Origin of the sequence: Priestia taiwanensis (assembly GCF_014638355.1) — a bacterium.
Lineage (GTDB): Bacteria > Bacillota > Bacilli > Bacillales > Bacillaceae_G > Priestia_D > Priestia_D taiwanensis.
Genome location: NZ_BMFK01000002.1, coordinates 1 through 16,502 on the forward strand (window position 1 = coordinate 1; position 16,502 = coordinate 16,502).

Here is a 16,502-nt window from a genome sequence, read left to right on the forward strand (position 1 = left end):
AATCATATTTATACGTGGTTTCTTCTGTTTTACCGTCTTTTGTACGTATGATGTTTGTACGATTACTGTCGGCATCGTACTTGTATGTTTCATGTAGGAGGCTATTTCCTTGTTGATCCCCAATAGAGAGTAAATCAACCTTCTTCGTATGGTCGTAATGGAATGCTGTACCTATTCCGTTACTAGATGTATACGTTCGGACGTTTCCATATTCATCATAGTCGAAGCGGTATGTTTTGTCTCCATCTTTGACTTCTGTGTTTTGGTTTAGTTGGTCGTATACGTAACTCGTTGTATTTTGGTAGGAACCATGTGCAATCTTCGTTTCTTTTAGTTTGAATGTTTTATCGTAGTAGCTCCAAGAAACGGTTCCATTCCGATCTGTCATACTTGTAATGCGGTTTCCTACATCATATACTTTATCACGCGTTATATTGTTTACTGAATCAGTAACTTTTGTCTCATTACTATTCGCATCGTATTGGAATGAATATGCAACTTGTCCATCTCGCTTGTTTTCTGTTAAACGGTTCGCTGCATCATACGTTAACTCGATTAAATTACCATTTGGTGTCTTTGTGCTAGCAAGATTTGCATTTGCATCATACGTATTTGTAACCGTACGTCCCAATGCATCTTTAAAGACTAGTGGCTTATTGTCAACATCATATTCATACGTCACTTTTTGTGTTTTACCATTCGCTGTAATAAGCTTTTCGGTTGTATTGCCGTTATGGTCATACGTATACGCAACAGATGTACCGTTCGCTAGTATCGTCTTTGTTAACTGGCTATCTGCGTTATATTCATATTTCTTCGTGTTATTTGCTTGATCTATCTCGCTTAGTTTCTTCCCATATTCATCGTATGTGAATGATACTTTGCGATTTTCTTCGTCGTAGACAGCTGTGACAAAGTTGCCATTTGGATCGTATTCTTGTCGCGTTAAAATACTTCCTTCGAGTAATCGAATCGTATCAAACCATGCTTTTCCGGTATGTGCCCCTTTATAGCTTACAGTCACGTCAATTGTTTTGATTGGTTTTGTCTCATTAATGACTACCGCACTTCGATTCCATTCATGTGTACCAGTTGGGAACATCGCATGTGCCTCTCCTGTTGTTCCATCCTGGAATGTATAATATGCAGAAATAGCATAATCCTTAGACTCTTTCACACCCCCAGTATGTAAGACATTCTCAGCTTTAGACATACCAGTTAGTGTCAGAGGTTTGGCTTTATCTTGATTCACATTAACTTGTTGTTTGTAAGATTTCGTTGGATCAGATGTACTTGCTCGTTGCATAAGAATGGAAAATTCTCCATCGAATCCTCCGTAACCTAAGTTGTTAGGTTCACATCCATTTGAACAACTCCATTCCCAATGTGGAAATACTCCCATGTCGTTCATCGTTCGTTCAAAACTGCTGTTCATAATTGGATTGAACGATGATGAAACAGGACTTTCCTCTACTTGTACATTATCAAACCAAGCCGTACCTACTTCATTTGCTGAAGTACCTACCTGTTCTTCTAATTGAAGATGAAGACGGGCTATATATGCTTTACTATCTGCAGTAAAGGTCATTTGACGCTCTGTCCAATCGGTTGTACCAGGCACTTGGTTAGATCGATTATCTATCCAACGATAAGTATTACCATCTCTATCAACGAAGCTTATGTTAAAGAACGCTCCACCATTTCGCACGCCTGCTGTTTTAATAAATGAACTAATTGTATAGGCTTTATTTGGTTCAATACCGAAATCTTGATAAGCCATAACATGGCCTTTTTGATTTGCGGAAGGCTTTGAAGTTAGTTTCAGTGAATAATTCCCACCAATTTCTGGCGCACGTAGGCTATTATCACGCTCCATGGATCCAGCTTCATTATTACTTTTCCATATGTTCCATCCTACCCCATACTTATCAAGTAAATCAGTTTCAAAGCCAGGAACCATTAGTTGGTTATGACTTGTTGTTAAATCTCCACTACTTGTTATTAAATTTCCAAATGAGTCAAAACGAGATACAGAAGATACCTTTCCAGCTATTTCTGTTTCAGATACTGGATCAACACCACTATATGCAACAGTTGTTTCTTTCCCCTCCGTATCTGTTGCTTTTTTTACATCATTGTTTTTATTATATTCAAATTTTTCCGTTCCAATTGTATCTGTTGAAGTAAGTATGTTCCCATTTCCATCATACGTATACGATTCTGATACACGTTTCCCTTGGTCATTCGGATGGATAGTCTTAGTTAAGTTGTTCGCTTGATATTCAAATGTTGTTGTTAGCTTTAGACCAGCTGTATCTACTACAGTCTTTTCAGGATTTCCAGCTGCTGTATACGTGTATAAGTCTTTTACACCTTTTGAATCTGTAACGGTCGCTTCCCTTACCCCATCATTGTATGCAATAGTTGTTTCTTTTCCTAACGGATCCGTTACTTTTACTAATTTATCATTCTCGTACGTGTACGTAGTTTTATATGGTGTAGCATCTGTATGCTTTGGATCGTACGTATAGCGTAATTTCCCACCTTCATACCCATAACGATAGGCCTTTCCACTTGGTGTAGTAGAGCCGACTAAGTGCTTATTATCATACTCAAACGTAACGGTACGATTTTCTGGCCCAGTAATCTTACTTACAAGATCTCCACTGTAAGTAAATATAAACTTCCTACCAGAAGCGTCAGTAATGGTTTGTAATTTCCCACCTGTATACTGATAAGAAACTTCATTCCCATGTGTATCTTTCTCTTTCAGCAGTTTTCCTTCTTTTGAGAAATACGTAACTGACTGATCTTTACCTTTTATTTCAAAACCCTCTGCTGTCTTCTTCACCTCAAGGAAAATGCCAGTTGGTGATTGATACTGATTTTCTCCTAATCTCGTGAATACAATGGTTCCTTTATCCGCCTCTGTGAAAAGAATATTTTTACTCTCGTCTTCTTTTACAGACTCTTCAATAGAACTAAACCAACTTGTTCCAAATAAACCTGTACCTGTATCTTGACTATTATATGTTCGATTAATACTTACTCCCGGCCCTCGTCCATCCAATTGAATATCTGTTTCATCCATGATGAAATTACCATTGGAAGCATTAACACTACCTCCAATTACAGCAATACTTGGCCAGTAATCCTTCATCCCTAACCAATCTGTTTTCGAAAATACCGGCATAAATGCTTCTGATATCTGACTTTCTCGATGACCATCTTTACTGTATGCTGTCACACGGAACCAATAGTTTTTATAATTCGGATAAGCTCCACCGGAATTTTTATATACAGGTGATGGATCTAATGCTAAATCTGTTCCTTTCTTATCACTGTGTAACTTATACGCTCCAGCCGTAATCTCAGTCAAAGTTGGCCAAATATTCTGATTTTGAGTTGTCCAATTCGTTACATTTCCAACGTCAAATGCTTCATACTCTTTTCCATTGTATATCCATACTTTATAACCAGCTGCACTAGGAACGCTCTCCCAACTAAGATTTATATAGCCTGTATCTGATCCACTTAAATTAGGATAAGCTCCCCCAAGAGGTGCTTTAAGTGTTTCCATTGGCATATATACCGTTGTTCCTGCTGATAATGGACTATCGCCACTTGGGTACTCTGCAACAATACGAATCCAATATTTATGTTCATTGCCATAATCACCGAAAGGACTCCCCGCAGCAAATGCATTTTGATACACAGGAGCTGGATCAAAGGCAACTTCTTCTCCCTTACCATCTAAGTGGAGACTAAATGCCCCTTTCTCAATTTCCTCTTTCGTCGGCCATAATTTCTTTCCTTTTGAACTCCAACTTGTCACATTTCCAACTGGGATATACTCATATTCATACCCGTTAAAGATAGCTACTTTATATCCGGTTGCACCTGGTACTGCATCCCATTTCACATCGAAATAGCCGGTACCACTTCCTGGGCCATTAGAATATGTTGTAGCAGTAGGACCTGTTGGTTGTGAATAACTATAAGTAATAGATAAATACGGAGCATTCGTTGAGTTCTCAGAAGAAACGAATTTTTTCCAATGAGTTATTCCATTTGCATTTGTATGCAACATAAACCCATTGTTATTTTTGGTTCCATTCACCCAAGATTGTACAGTTTTTGTTACATTAAATTTTGCCCACTGACCTCTACCTACATTTACCTGTGTTAAATTTGTTGTGCTTGGTTTATTGTTCCATGTTAAGGCAGAAGGATTCCAACCACCATTTACTTCATCTAACCAAACAGCATTTGGGGTGTTCCCATAGTAATGCCATATTGCATACATGTTTAAGGTAGCTTCTTGTATAACTGCATGTTGGAAAGAACTCACATCGTGCTTAATATATGCATGATTGTTACCCGTGCTACTATCGTACTTTCCGACTTTTAATGTGAACGCCCCTTGTCCAGAATCCCATAACTTGGCGCCGGAGTAATTCGTTCCTTTAGCAATATCTGATACATAAGCATTTGAAGAATTCTCAATCGTAATAGTTGGATCAATATAGACAGGATACTTACGTTCAGGAGCTTTCAACCAATCTTTATCGGCAGTCAATGTTAAATGATAACTATTATCTTCCTGTTTTTCTAATTTATACGATACTTTCTCTGATTGCTGAGATTCACCAGACTCGGGATGAACTGCTGAATCAGTCATAATTGGTTTCGGTAAGACAAATATTTCTGTATCTGATTTATCCGTAAATGAAATAGACCCATCTTTATTTATCTTTGGGGTCAGTGCTGTATCTAACTTATATGAAAAAATATTATGTCCTGTATATCCATGTAACACGATATCTTCTTTTACTGTCGTGTTAAACGTAATACTACGTAGATCAATTTTAGGGAATATTCCTTTGTGCCATATTGTATTCCCTTCGAATATCGATGGAACATCAGTAACTTTAACTTTCCCCTGTTCACCACTTGCTTCTAAGAGAGAGTACTTTACCTTATGTCCATCTTTTTCAAATTGTACATATTCACCTTTCTCCATCTTAGATTTAAAGGTAGCGCTTAATTGCGTATTTTCTGTAACAACTGCTTTTTGTGGAGATTTAATTAATTCCGGAGATATCTCTTTCCATTCGTCTCCTTTTTTAATATGAATAGGATCTTGATAAATTTTTTGAGTATACGTACCATCTTTATTATCAAAGATTTTGGACGTTTCGCTCCGTTCCTCTATTATTTCCTGTGGAGTTTCTTGTGCTATGTTACTTGCTTCCTTTTCCTTTTTTTTCGTCTCTTCCAAGATTAAATTTTCATGCTTTTTACTTTCCGTTTCTGCTAGTACATGTAGCGGCATAGAAGAAACTATTAAAGTAAATAACATCACATGGATAAGGAATTTTACATACCATTTCCTCTTCTTTTTGGTCATCTTTTGTGTCCCCTCTTTACACATAATAAGATTAATCAATAAATTTTAATATTATTCTGAAGTTTCAGAATAATATTAAATTAACCTTTATTATTAAACAAGTCTTTATTTATGTAAATTTAAATGTTAAAATAAATTGTCATAATTTGTAATATTTAATAAAATTAAATATTCATAAGAGTAACTAAAATACCAAAATACTGTGTGACAGCTTTTTATATAATCTTTCAACACATCAACCTTTATTTTTTCTCTACAGAAACGAAAACAAAAAGGCCCTAATAGTTAAAATACTATTAGAGCCTTTTTTTGTTGGATGACAGTTTATTTATGTTTCAAATTTAAGATATACTATTATACCTTTATCATTTGGTAGTCCTCATCTAGTAAAAAGTTGTTCAATTTCTTTGTATTTATATCTTCTAAGCATGAAAGTAAAGGGAATTACTCTTAAAATACCAATCCTATTTACTCACACACTTCCCATTAAAAGGAGTCGCTATTTAACTAAACCACTCACTAATTCAAAATATTATCTCCCATCAGTCTATCAAGGATATGGTTTTCATCCGATACTGATGCCTTTTCTAATCCTTCACAGTCAGCTTGACTAGCATCTATAAATTCACCCTTATAATAAATTAAATACTTTCCAGAAATAACATCCTTCATATATAAAAAGCCTTTAATCAACAATTATCCAGATTTCAGTACATGTTCATATATTCCTACGATAAAATGATATTCTTCCCTTTTTGGGATATCATTTATTGAATCTCCGATATGTTATATATAGCTAACCATCCTCATAGACCCTTCCAAAACCGAATATATTATTTTGAAGAGGTATCGCAAAGACATCTCCTAATTTGTATTTTTTTCTTGTCAAATGTAACCACTCCTATCATTTTAATTTTAAATCTTACCTTAAATAATATTGACGTTTTGGATTAGATAAGAAAATACCATTACTCTTATTCCTAGATTCCCTCCATTGACTTAGCACCACCATAGAAATCCATCAGTTGTTATCCCTTCTTCTAATCTAATTACTCTCTAACTATTTTCTCTGAGATATACTGCAACTCCTCTTGAAACATAAAAAAACCTCCCCTAGCTAAGCTAGAGGAGGCTTAATACTTTATTAACCTTTTGAAGCACGTGATACGTATTTAGATTCACCTGTGTTGATGATTAACTTCTCACCTGCGTTGATGAAGATAGGTACTTGAACAACAAGTCCTGTTTCCATAATAGCTGGTTTTGTTACGTTAGAAGCAGTATCACCTTTGATTCCTGGCTCTGTTTCTGTAACTGTTAATTCTACAGTGTTCGGAAGTTCTAGACCAAGCGTCTCACCTTGGTAAGACATGATGTATATTTCCATGTTTTCTGTTAAGAACTTTAACTCATACTCAATTTGAGTAGCTGCAAGTTCAAGTTGCTCGTAAGACTCGTTATCCATGAATACATGTTGGTCGCCCATTGCGTATAAGTATTGCATTTTACGGTTTTCGATGTGTGCTTTCGCTACTTTTTCACCAGCACGGAACGTTTTCTCTTGTACTGCACCTGTGCGAAGGTTACGAAGTTTTGAACGTACGAACGCTGCACCTTTACCTGGTTTTACGTGTTGGAATTCGATTACTTGCCATAGGCCTCCATCAACTTCAATTGTTAAGCCTGTGCGAAAATCGTTTACTGAGATCATAAAAATCCTCCTACAAAATAATTAATTCTTTTGGTGAATGAGTTAATACTTCGTTTCCGTCTTCCGTGATAACTGTATCATCTTCAATACGAACGCCACCAAGACCAGCTATATAAATACCAGGTTCTACTGTTACTACCATATTTGGTTCTAACACAAGGTCTGATTTAGATGCAAGCGATGGTCCTTCATGCACTTCCATACCTATACCATGCCCTGTTGAATGGCCAAAGTATTCACCATAACCCTTTTCTGAGATAACATCTCTCGTTAAAGCATCTGCTTCACGACCAGTCATTCCTGCTTTCAATTCTTTCATGCCTCTAAGCTGTGCTTCTAACACGGTATTATAAATTTCGCGTAATTTAGGGTCTGGTTCCCCAATAGCGACAGTTCTCGTAATATCCGATATGTAGCCTTTATAATAAGCACCAAAATCAAGTGTAACCATGTCACCTTGTTCGATTACTTTGTCAGTTGCCACACCATGAGGCAATGCAGAACGATAACCTGAAGCAACAATTATATCAAATGATGATGACGTAGCACCATTCTTTCTCATGAAAAATTCAAGTTCGTTCGAAACTTCAATTTCTGTTACTCCTGGACGAATGAATGTTAAGATATGTTTAAATGCAGCATCTGCTATCTCCGCTGCTTCCTTTAATATCTTAATCTCTGATGGATTCTTAATCAAGCGTAACTTTTCAATAACACCCGAAACAGGAACAAGATTTGTATCAATGCTTTCTTCATATGACTTAAATGTCGCATATGTTACATGACTTTGTTCAAATCCTAATTGTGTAATACCCATTCTTTTTGCTTGTTTTGCTACTTCTTCTACAATGCTTCCTTCATGTTTAATGATTTCGAAGTTTGCAATCTCTTTAGCAGCTTGTTCTGTATAACGGAAGTCTGTAATAAATACCGCTTCTTCTTTTGATACAAGCGCAACTCCTGCCGTACCTGTAAAGCCAGTCATGTAGCGACGATTATATCCATTTGTCACTAATAAACCATCAATATTGTGCGCTTCAAAGCTAGCACGTAAATTTGCCAATCTCTCCATCTTCTATTCCCCCTCTAATATATGTAGTAACGCGAAAAGCGCTAACTGATAACCGTGAAATCCTAAGCCAACAATTTGACCTGCACAAACAGGTGCTAGTACGGATGTATGCCTGAACTCTTCACGCTTATGAACATTACTAATATGTACTTCGATACACGGAACATGAACACCTGCGATTGCATCACGAATTGCATAACTATAATGTGTAAAGGCACCGGGATTCATAATAATCCCATCATATACTTCCCCTGCTTCGTGAACCCAATCAATGATATGCCCTTCATGATTGGACTGCTTGCATGTTAACTCCACTCCGTGTTGCTTTGCTACTGCGCTAACTTCTTCTTCTAAATCTGGTAATGTCTTTGCACCGTATACTCTAACCTCTCGTTTTCCTAGTAAGTTCAAGTTCGGACCATTAATAAGAAGAATCTTTTTGCTCATATACATCACCTACTTTTTATCATTCCCTCTTCTACAATACAGGAGAATATATGAATCTTACATTCTGTTAACAAAAGGTATATCCTCACAGCTATATCCCTCATTAACCAACACGCCAAAGAGCTGTAGGAAAGTGAGGGCATATATGTATGTAATACCATTTATAATCCTATATTTACGAAGGAATTGTCCACTCTATTCTACCATATTCACGACTTGTTTGAATAGTTCGACTCATTCCGTTTTCGCTCCATCGCTTCAAATGAAACAGAATATGCAATAAAGACGCCGTATAAAATAAAAATACAGACACTTGTTGTAATTGTTGCTATTTGTAACTCCTTCACTGGTCGAATAACTGACATGAATAACGGACTCAAGAGAAATAGAATCGCCCACATTGCAAGTCCGTAGATGATACCAGGCAGCACTCCTTGAAATTGCTTAAAGAATGCTTGGTACAAAAAGGCCACAGCAATAGATACAACCGACAACACAAAAATACTAACAAGTTGACCGGTAACAGCATTCGCCCATCCACCTACTTGAAAGGATGTTAAGAAGAAATTTGGACCAACCTCTGTAAAATGAAAAATAAACGAAATATACGCAATAACACTCCAGATTAAACCACCCACAAATCCAATAATAGTAACTTTGGAAAAGGAAGACTGTGGTTTTTCTTTCTTATTTTGATCTAATTGTTTACTGTTTTCCATTGGTTATTACACCTCCTTCCACTAGTATGTTCAAAAAAATCACTCTTATCAGCAGAATATAGTTTAGAAACAAAAAAGGTTGGCAATAAAGAAAATAGACAAACGTGTAATTGTTACTTGCAAGAAGCTACTCTTCCTAGATACAATAAAAGTAAAACAACAGGTTGGTGTATGTATGCAAGAGAGGAAAAAAGTATACGGCGGTCAAGCTGTAGTAGAAGGAGTTATGTTTGGTGGAAGAGAATATACTGTTACAGCAATCCGAAGAACAGATAACTCAATTGAATACTACCGTTTACCACAGCAAGAAAGCAAGACAGTACGCACGTTAAAGAAGATACCATTCATTCGAGGTATTGTTGCGATAATGACAGCTAGTATTACTGGCTCAAAACATTTAAACTTTGCAACGGAACGCTACGAACAAGATCCAAGTGAAGACGAAAAGCTTGAAGAAAATAAGCAGAAAGAATCGAAACTTGTAACCTATCTTGGTCTATCCGTAGTAGCAATCCTATCATTCCTATTTGGAAAAGTTATTTTCACGTTAACACCTGCGATTGCTGCAGATTTCTTACGCCCGATTTTCCCATCGGATTTTGGTCAAATCGTTGCAGAAAGTATCCTAAAGGTTATTCTCTTACTATCGTATCTTTATTTCATCTCCCTCACTCCGCTTATTAAGCGAGTGTTCCAATACCATGGTGCCGAGCATAAAGTAATTAACGCATATGAAAACAATATGCCGTTAACTATCGAACATGTTCAAGCACAAACGAGATTGCATTATCGATGTGGTAGTAGTTTTATTATGTTCACTGTTGTCATTGGAATGTTCTTATACGCATTCTTCCCAACGGATCCATTATGGTTCCGTATCGTCAATCGTCTCCTATTAATTCCGGTTGTATTAGGTCTTTCATTCGAATTCTTACAACTTACGAATAAATTACGAGACGTTCCTGTATTACGTTACTTAGGATTACCAGGACTATGGCTACAACTACTCACAACAAAAGAACCGACAGACGATCAAGTAGAAGTAGCAATCTATTCATTCAAAGAACTATTACGCTTAGAAAATGAAAAAGCAAGTTGATTGTTCCTAAATACTTATTTAGAAACGTCTAATTGATGTATCTACGTAGGATGGTCCAAACTATCCTACGTACCATTTTAATGATTTCATGAGGAGGGGTTCACAATGAGCAATCGATTATTTACTCCTATCGTGCTTACCATCATTGGATTAGCTATTTTAGGAATTGCCTCTAATCCAACTGGATTGTTGAAACAAGTAGCTACAATTGCAATTATTGTATTAGTATTCTATTTACTGTACAAAATGTTTACTCAGTCCTCAAGCAGAGGAAATAATGGGAAGTCAGGTTATAATCGTGCGGCACGAAAGTCAGCAAAAAAATATGCTTCATCCACGAAGCAAGAGGGCAACGCTTCAAAAAAAGTCGCTCCAATTCAATTATTAAATCCGAAAGCAAGTACAATTAAGAAGCGAAAACAAACGCACTTAACTGTAATAGAAGGAAAAAAAGGCAAGAAAAAAGACCGAGCGTCGTTCTAAAGAAAAAGGCTAAGAGATATCCCTTATCTCTTAGCCTTTTTCTTCGTCGTTCTCATTATTCTTCTGCACTAGACGTAACGCTTCTATTCGTTCATCTTTTTCTTCGAAATATTGTACTAAATCACCAATTCGATCGATTGCTTCCCAACTTAAATGATGTTCAATTCCCTCTACATCATCATATATCTTACTTTCATCAACACCAATAATACGCATAAATTGTTCAAGTAACTCATGACGATACACAAGTCGTTTCCCAATCTTCTTTCCTTTTTGCGTTAGTACTAAGCCTCTATACTTCTCATAGATAAGATAATCATCTTTATCTAACTTTTGTACCATCTTCGTGACAGACGATGGATGCACCGAAAGCGCTTCAGCAATATCAGACACACGTGCGTACCCTTTTTCTTCAATTAACAAATATATTTGTTCAATATAATCTTCCATACTAGGTGTAGGCATCGAATTCCTCCATTATCTTTCACTTTTCTTTCGCATTAACACGGAACTACAATATGCTCATACCACTTTCAATTGGCATAGCATCCTTATACTTATGCCTTTGTAAATACTCCGTAAAAATGAAACCAATAAAAGCATACAATAGAAACATCCCAATGACAAGGAAGAATACATTCTTCTTTTCAAATACCTTCTTTTTACTTATGTACATAGCAGCATGTAGATTATACCAGGATACTACTTCCTAGACAGTGAAAAAACAGGAAGAATTTCTTCCTGTTTTTATCTACGATGATTCCATTCATCTGATTCATATTTTTCTTTCGCAAGAGCTAATACGGCTTGCTCTTCCTCTTCTGACAATGTGTATAGTTCTAACTCAATGTTCAGACCTCGCTCAAAGCCAACTTCAAATGCACGAAGTAAGTCATCCATTGTGAATACTTTATCTGTTAGCTCACTCATTGCAACTGCTTTTGTTTTGAACATGCTTTTCATACGTTCTTTTACTTTCTCATTCGAGAACAAGAATAGATCATACAATTCATCTACATCGATTGTTAACGGAATAGAGCCGTGTTGCAAAATAACACCTTTTTGTCTTGTTTGTGCACTTCCGGCAGTTTTACGACCTTCTACAACAATTTCATACCATGATGGAGCATCGAAGCACACTGCTGAACGTGGATTCTTTAACGCTGCACGCTCTACTTCTGATTCAGGAATAGAGAAGTACGCATCTAACCCTAATTCTTTAAATCCTTCTAAAATCCCACGTGAAATGACACGATATGCTTCTGTTACTGTTTTTGGCATTTCAGGATGGTCTTCTGGCACAATTACGCTATACGTTAACTCATTATCATGAAGAACCCCGCGTCCGCCCGTCTGACGTCGTACGAAGCCGAATTCACGCTTCTTTACTTCCTCCATGTCAATCTCTTTCTCTGCCTTTTGGAAGTATCCTACTGATAACGTCGGAACTGCCCATTGATAGAAACGAACCGTTGGAGGGAACTTCTTTTCACTTTGCCAATTTAAAATCATTTCATCTAATGCCATATTGTAAGACGGCGAACAACTACCCGATTGGATAAAGCGCCATGTTTCTTTTTGCATATGTAAACACCAACTTTTTATTGTTATTTTCCTATAGTGTAACAAATCACGTACAAAACGTAAAAATTTTTCGTATAAAACGACAAATTACCTAACCAAAAAGATGAATCTATTGCAAAACATACCCTCTCATTATAATATTAAAGATAGAAACTAGATAAAAAGGAGTCGATCAAACCATGACTTCATGGATGATACTTATAATAGTAGTTGTAGCAATTATCGCATATTCAGCTATTATGTATTTCTACCAACGCAAACTTGTGAAGCCTATGTCACAAGAAGAGTTTATTAATGGCTATCGTAAAGCACAGTTAATCGATTTAAGAGAATCTGAAGAATACAAAGCTGGTCATATTCTAGGCGCTCGTAACATCCCAATGTCACAGCTTAAAATGCGTATAACAGAGATCCGTGCTGACCAACCAGTATACTTATACTGTCACCAAGGCGCTCGTTGCGGACGTGCTGGACAATTATTAAAGAAAAAAGGCATCACTAATTTATACCAACTACAAGGCGGATTTAAGCAGTGGACTGGTAAAATCAAAAAGAAATAACGCACAAACACTCTACTTAGTTACTTCTCCCAAAGAAGTGGACAAGTAGGGTGTTTTTTCTATTCTCCTACCTCTAAAGCAGCACAAAGAATTCCTTCATACAAGTCATTCCACTTATGATAGTATACCGACACCTCATCTGGATGAATGAACACCCTGTCCTTCGACTCAAACTGACCATCAAAAGAATGAATGGTATCAATATCCATCCGGTAAAATACTTGATACCCTACTTTTGGATACGGACTATTTTCATTCCATACCGTATTCTCACTATGATCAACAATGATATGTCCTAATAATTCACAAACACCTTCTACATACCCCTCTTCCAACGCTTCACGCTTGAAACACGCTTCTGCGCTCTCTTCTTCAATATGTCCACCTGGAAAATCCCAGCCTCGTTCATGTAAATTCACTAACATGATTTTATCATCCTTAAAACAAAAGCCATGTACACTCGTAATTAACTGGCTTGGCGGAAGCTCTTGATGATGTATCCATGTTAACTTCACGCTTGCCTCTCCCCAATGCACATACTTAGTAATCATCATCTCTCTCCTCCCCATAAAAAACGGGTATAAAACCAAGGATGATTTTATACCCGATGTTGATACTTATTTTTGATAACGTAAGATCGGCTTACGTGCTGCTGCTGTTTCATCAAGACGATTAACAACTGTTGTATGTGGTGCTTCTTGAACGATTTCTGGATTCTCTTCTGCTTCTTTAGCAATTTGAATCATAACATCAATGAATCCATCTAACGTTTCTTTGCTTTCTGTTTCCGTTGGCTCGATCATCATGCATTCCTCTACATTCAATGGGAAGTAGATTGTTGGTGGATGGTAACCAAAATCTAATAAGCGTTTTGCAATGTCTAATGCACGAACACCTAATTTCTTCTGGCGTCTTCCTGATAATACAAACTCATGCTTACAATGACGGTTGTACGGTAGATCAAAATGCGGCTCTAAACGACGCATCATATAATTCGCATTTAATACCGCATCTTCCGTTACTTGCTTCAATCCATCTGGTCCCATTGAACGAATGTACGTGTACGCACGAACGTTAATGCCGAAGTTTCCGTAATAAGGTTTCACACGTCCAATTGCTTGTGGGCGGTCATAATTGAAACGGTATCCTTCTGACGTCTTTTCTAATATTGGCTTCGGTAAGAATGGGATTAAATCTGCTTTTACTCCTACTGGACCAGAACCAGGACCGCCACCACCGTGAGGACCTGTAAATGTTTTGTGTAAGTTCAAGTGAACAACATCAAAGCCCATGTCACCTGGACGCGCTTTATTTAATACCGCGTTCAAGTTCGCTCCGTCATAGTATAATTTACCACCAGCGTCATGGATGATTGCTGCCATTTCTAAAATGTTCTCTTCAAATAATCCAAGTGTATTTGGATTTGTTAACATTAAGGCTGCTGTATCACTACCAACAACTCGCTTTAAATCTTCTAAATCTACTAAACCATTCTCATCTGATTTAACTGTAATTGTCTCAAATCCAGCTACTGTTGCAGATGCAGGATTCGTTCCATGTGCAGAGTCTGGAACGATTACTTTCGTACGACCTGTATCACCATTCGCTTCATGATATGCACGAATCAACATTAAGCCTGTCCACTCACCGTGTGCACCAGCAGCAGGTTGTAGTGTTACTTCATCCATTCCTGTAATCTCAATTAAATGTTGCTGTAAATCATACATTAACTCCATTGCACCTTGAACTGTCTTCTCATCTTGAAGTGGATGAACACTTGAGAACCCTTTTAATCTCGCTACGTATTCATTTACTTTCGGATTGTACTTCATCGTACATGATCCAAGTGGGTAGAAACCTGAATCCACACCGTGGTTACGTCTTGATAACGCTGTATAGTGGCGCATAATATCTAACTCAGACACTTCGGGTAATGCTGGTTCCACTTCGCGAATGAATCCTTGTGGTAACACATCCTCAATCTTCACTTCTTCCACATCTAGTGTTGGTAAGCAATAACCTACGCGACCTTCTTTGCTAATTTCAAAAATGAGTGATTGATCTTTCGTTATCATTTGTGTTCCCCCATTTCTTTCACGAATGTGTCGATATCTTCTTTTGTTGTTAATTCTGTTACCGCAACTAACATGCAATTAGCAAGGTCGTCATCGTTCTTTCCAAGGTCGTATCCACCAATAATTCCTTTTGCGAAAAGAGCATCATTCACTTCTGTTACGCTCTTATTGCACTTCACAACGAACTCGTTAAATACTGGTCCTTCATGTACAATTGTAAATCCATTCTCTTTAAATGTACGTAGTGCATATTGTGTCTTCTGAATGTTTTGTGTTGCAATTTCACGAATGCCTTTCTTTCCAAGCGCTGTCATCGCAACAGATGCTGCAAGTGCATTCAATGCTTGGTTCGAACAAATATTAGACGTCGCTTTGTCACGGCGAATATGTTGCTCACGTGCTTGAAGCGTTAATACGAATCCACGTTTGCCATCTAAATCCGTTGTTTGTCCAACAAGACGTCCTGGAATTTTACGCATTAATTTTGTCGTTGTCGCAAAGTATCCACAGTGTGGTCCACCAAATTGTGTTGAAATACCAAATGGTTGTGCATCTCCAACAACAATATCTGCACCGAATGCGCCTGGTGGTGTTAAAATACCTAACGATAACGGATTGCTTGATACAACGAACATTGCTTTCTTGCTATGTACGATTTTCTCAATTTCTGCTAAGTTCTCCACTTGTCCAAAGAAGTTAGGATATTGTACAAGTACGCACGCAACATCATCTTCCATATGCGTTTGAAGTGCTTCTATATCTGTCACGCCATCTTTCGTATCAATTTCTACAACTTCTAAATGCTGTCCTAGTGCATATGTTTTTAGTACGTCACGTGATTCAGGATGAACAGATTTCGATACAAGAATTTTCTTTCCTCTCGTATGTCCAGCAGATAGCATCGCCGCTTCTGCAAGCGCTGTTCCACCGTCATACATTGAAGAGTTCGCTACATCCATACCAGTTAATTCACAAATCATCGTTTGGAATTCAAAAATTGCTTGTAATTCTCCTTGTGAAATTTCTGGTTGGTAAGGCGTATAAGCTGTGTAAAATTCAGAACGCGAAATAACATGATCCACAATAACAGGTACATAATGACGATACACGCCAGCACCTAAGAAGAATGGTACATCTTCCGTTGTTGTATTCTTGCTCGCTAATTCTGTTAACTCTTTAATTAAAGCAGGCTCTGATAAAGCCTTCTTAATATTTAGTTCCCCTTTAAAACGTACACTTTCTGGAATATCCTGAAATAATTCATCTACAGTTTCTACCCCAACTGTTTGTAACATTTCTTTGCGATCTTGCTCTGTCATTGGCAAATAACGATGCATATTCC

At 37.3% G+C, this 16,502-nt stretch carries 14 protein-coding genes; 3 read left to right on the forward strand and 11 right to left on the reverse strand.

The annotated features are described in order from the left end of the window. The 6 genes from IEV41_RS12150 to IEV41_RS12175 all read right to left on the reverse strand — a co-directional run. On the reverse strand, positions 1–5,410 hold a 5,410-nt coding region (locus IEV41_RS12150; protein ID WP_188388787.1), incomplete at its 3' end, for a DNRLRE domain-containing protein. Positions 5,411–6,206: 796 nt separating this feature from the next. Further along, positions 6,207–6,299 (reverse strand): Imm26 family immunity protein, encoded by a 93-nt coding sequence (locus IEV41_RS20370; RefSeq protein ID WP_205181490.1) that lies wholly within the window; start codon positions 6,297–6,299, stop codon positions 6,207–6,209. A 255-nt stretch (positions 6,300–6,554) separates the two neighbouring features. Continuing rightward, on the reverse strand, positions 6,555–7,121 hold the full coding sequence (gene efp, locus IEV41_RS12160; RefSeq protein ID WP_188388788.1) for an elongation factor P: 567 nt from the start codon (positions 7,119–7,121) through the stop codon (positions 6,555–6,557). A gap of 10 nt (positions 7,122–7,131) precedes the next feature. Beyond that, positions 7,132–8,193 carry a M24 family metallopeptidase gene (locus IEV41_RS12165; RefSeq protein ID WP_188388789.1) on the reverse strand — a complete coding sequence of 354 codons (1,062 nt, stop codon included), beginning with the start codon at positions 8,191–8,193 and terminating at the stop codon, positions 7,132–7,134. A gap of 3 nt (positions 8,194–8,196) precedes the next feature. Next, the gene (gene aroQ, locus IEV41_RS12170) at positions 8,197–8,640 is read right to left on the reverse strand and encodes a type II 3-dehydroquinate dehydratase (protein ID WP_188388790.1); all 444 of its coding nucleotides are present in this window, start codon (positions 8,638–8,640) and stop codon (positions 8,197–8,199) included. A gap of 209 nt (positions 8,641–8,849) precedes the next feature. Further along, entirely contained in the window at positions 8,850–9,359 is a 510-nt protein-coding gene (locus IEV41_RS12175; RefSeq protein ID WP_188388791.1) for a YqhR family membrane protein, read from the reverse strand. Between the two features lie 175 nt (positions 9,360–9,534). On the opposite strand from IEV41_RS12175, the gene IEV41_RS12180 reads away from it, so the two are divergent. Both IEV41_RS12180 and IEV41_RS12185 read left to right on the forward strand, forming a co-directional pair. Further along, positions 9,535–10,458: a DUF1385 domain-containing protein gene (locus IEV41_RS12180; protein WP_188388792.1), complete on the forward strand. Its 924-nt coding sequence runs from the start codon at positions 9,535–9,537 to the stop codon at positions 10,456–10,458. 105 nt (positions 10,459–10,563) lie between these two features. Then, positions 10,564–10,941, forward strand: coding sequence for an SA1362 family protein (locus IEV41_RS12185; protein WP_188388793.1), 378 nt, complete (start codon positions 10,564–10,566; stop codon positions 10,939–10,941). Between the two features lie 30 nt (positions 10,942–10,971). On the opposite strand, the gene mntR is transcribed toward IEV41_RS12185, so the two are convergent. Beyond that, entirely contained in the window at positions 10,972–11,406 is a 435-nt protein-coding gene (gene mntR, locus IEV41_RS12190; RefSeq protein WP_188388794.1) for a transcriptional regulator MntR, read from the reverse strand. Positions 11,407–11,688: 282 nt separating this feature from the next. Then, complete coding sequence (lipM, locus tag IEV41_RS12195; RefSeq protein ID WP_188388795.1) at positions 11,689–12,525, reverse strand: octanoyltransferase LipM; 837 nt, start codon at positions 12,523–12,525, stop codon at positions 11,689–11,691. 179 nt (positions 12,526–12,704) lie between these two features. On the opposite strand from lipM, the gene IEV41_RS12200 reads away from it, so the two are divergent. Beyond that, on the forward strand, positions 12,705–13,085 hold the full coding sequence (locus IEV41_RS12200; RefSeq protein WP_188388796.1) for a rhodanese-like domain-containing protein: 381 nt from the start codon (positions 12,705–12,707) through the stop codon (positions 13,083–13,085). Positions 13,086–13,144: 59 nt separating this feature from the next. Here IEV41_RS12200 and IEV41_RS12205 read toward each other — a convergent pair whose 3' ends face one another. From IEV41_RS12205 to gcvPA, 3 genes are all read right to left on the reverse strand, one after another. Further along, positions 13,145–13,636: an NUDIX hydrolase gene (locus tag IEV41_RS12205; RefSeq protein WP_188389257.1), complete on the reverse strand. Its 492-nt coding sequence runs from the start codon at positions 13,634–13,636 to the stop codon at positions 13,145–13,147. A gap of 66 nt (positions 13,637–13,702) precedes the next feature. Next, on the reverse strand, positions 13,703–15,160 hold the full coding sequence (gene gcvPB / locus IEV41_RS12210) for an aminomethyl-transferring glycine dehydrogenase subunit GcvPB (protein WP_188388797.1): 1,458 nt from the start codon (positions 15,158–15,160) through the stop codon (positions 13,703–13,705). Further along, a complete protein-coding gene (gene gcvPA, locus IEV41_RS12215) occupies positions 15,157–16,497 on the reverse strand; it encodes an aminomethyl-transferring glycine dehydrogenase subunit GcvPA (RefSeq protein ID WP_229722232.1) in 1,341 nt (446 codons plus the stop codon). The genes gcvPB and gcvPA overlap by 4 nt, the downstream gene beginning before the upstream one ends. Positions 16,498–16,502: the final 5 nt, after the last annotated feature.

Excerpts from the sequence above, each read along its gene's own strand:
- efp (WP_188388788.1), bottom strand. The coding sequence starts at position 7,121 with ATGATCTCAGTAAACGATTTTCGCACAGGCTTAACAATTGAAGTTGAT.
- IEV41_RS12165 (WP_188388789.1), bottom strand. The coding sequence starts at position 8,193 with ATGGAGAGATTGGCAAATTTACGTGCTAGCTTTGAAGCGCACAATATT.
- aroQ (WP_188388790.1), bottom strand. The coding sequence starts at position 8,640 with ATGAGCAAAAAGATTCTTCTTATTAATGGTCCGAACTTGAACTTACTA.
- IEV41_RS12175 (WP_188388791.1), bottom strand. The coding sequence starts at position 9,359 with ATGGAAAACAGTAAACAATTAGATCAAAATAAGAAAGAAAAACCACAG.
- IEV41_RS12180 (WP_188388792.1), top strand. The coding sequence starts at position 9,535 with ATGCAAGAGAGGAAAAAAGTATACGGCGGTCAAGCTGTAGTAGAAGGA.
- IEV41_RS12185 (WP_188388793.1), top strand. The coding sequence starts at position 10,564 with ATGAGCAATCGATTATTTACTCCTATCGTGCTTACCATCATTGGATTA.
- mntR (WP_188388794.1), bottom strand. The coding sequence starts at position 11,406 with ATGCCTACACCTAGTATGGAAGATTATATTGAACAAATATATTTGTTA.
- lipM (WP_188388795.1), bottom strand. The coding sequence starts at position 12,525 with ATGCAAAAAGAAACATGGCGCTTTATCCAATCGGGTAGTTGTTCGCCG.
- IEV41_RS12200 (WP_188388796.1), top strand. The coding sequence starts at position 12,705 with ATGACTTCATGGATGATACTTATAATAGTAGTTGTAGCAATTATCGCA.
- IEV41_RS12205 (WP_188389257.1), bottom strand. The coding sequence starts at position 13,636 with ATGATTACTAAGTATGTGCATTGGGGAGAGGCAAGCGTGAAGTTAACA.
- gcvPB (WP_188388797.1), bottom strand. The coding sequence starts at position 15,160 with ATGATAACGAAAGATCAATCACTCATTTTTGAAATTAGCAAAGAAGGT.
- gcvPA (WP_229722232.1), bottom strand. The coding sequence starts at position 16,497 with ATGCATCGTTATTTGCCAATGACAGAGCAAGATCGCAAAGAAATGTTA.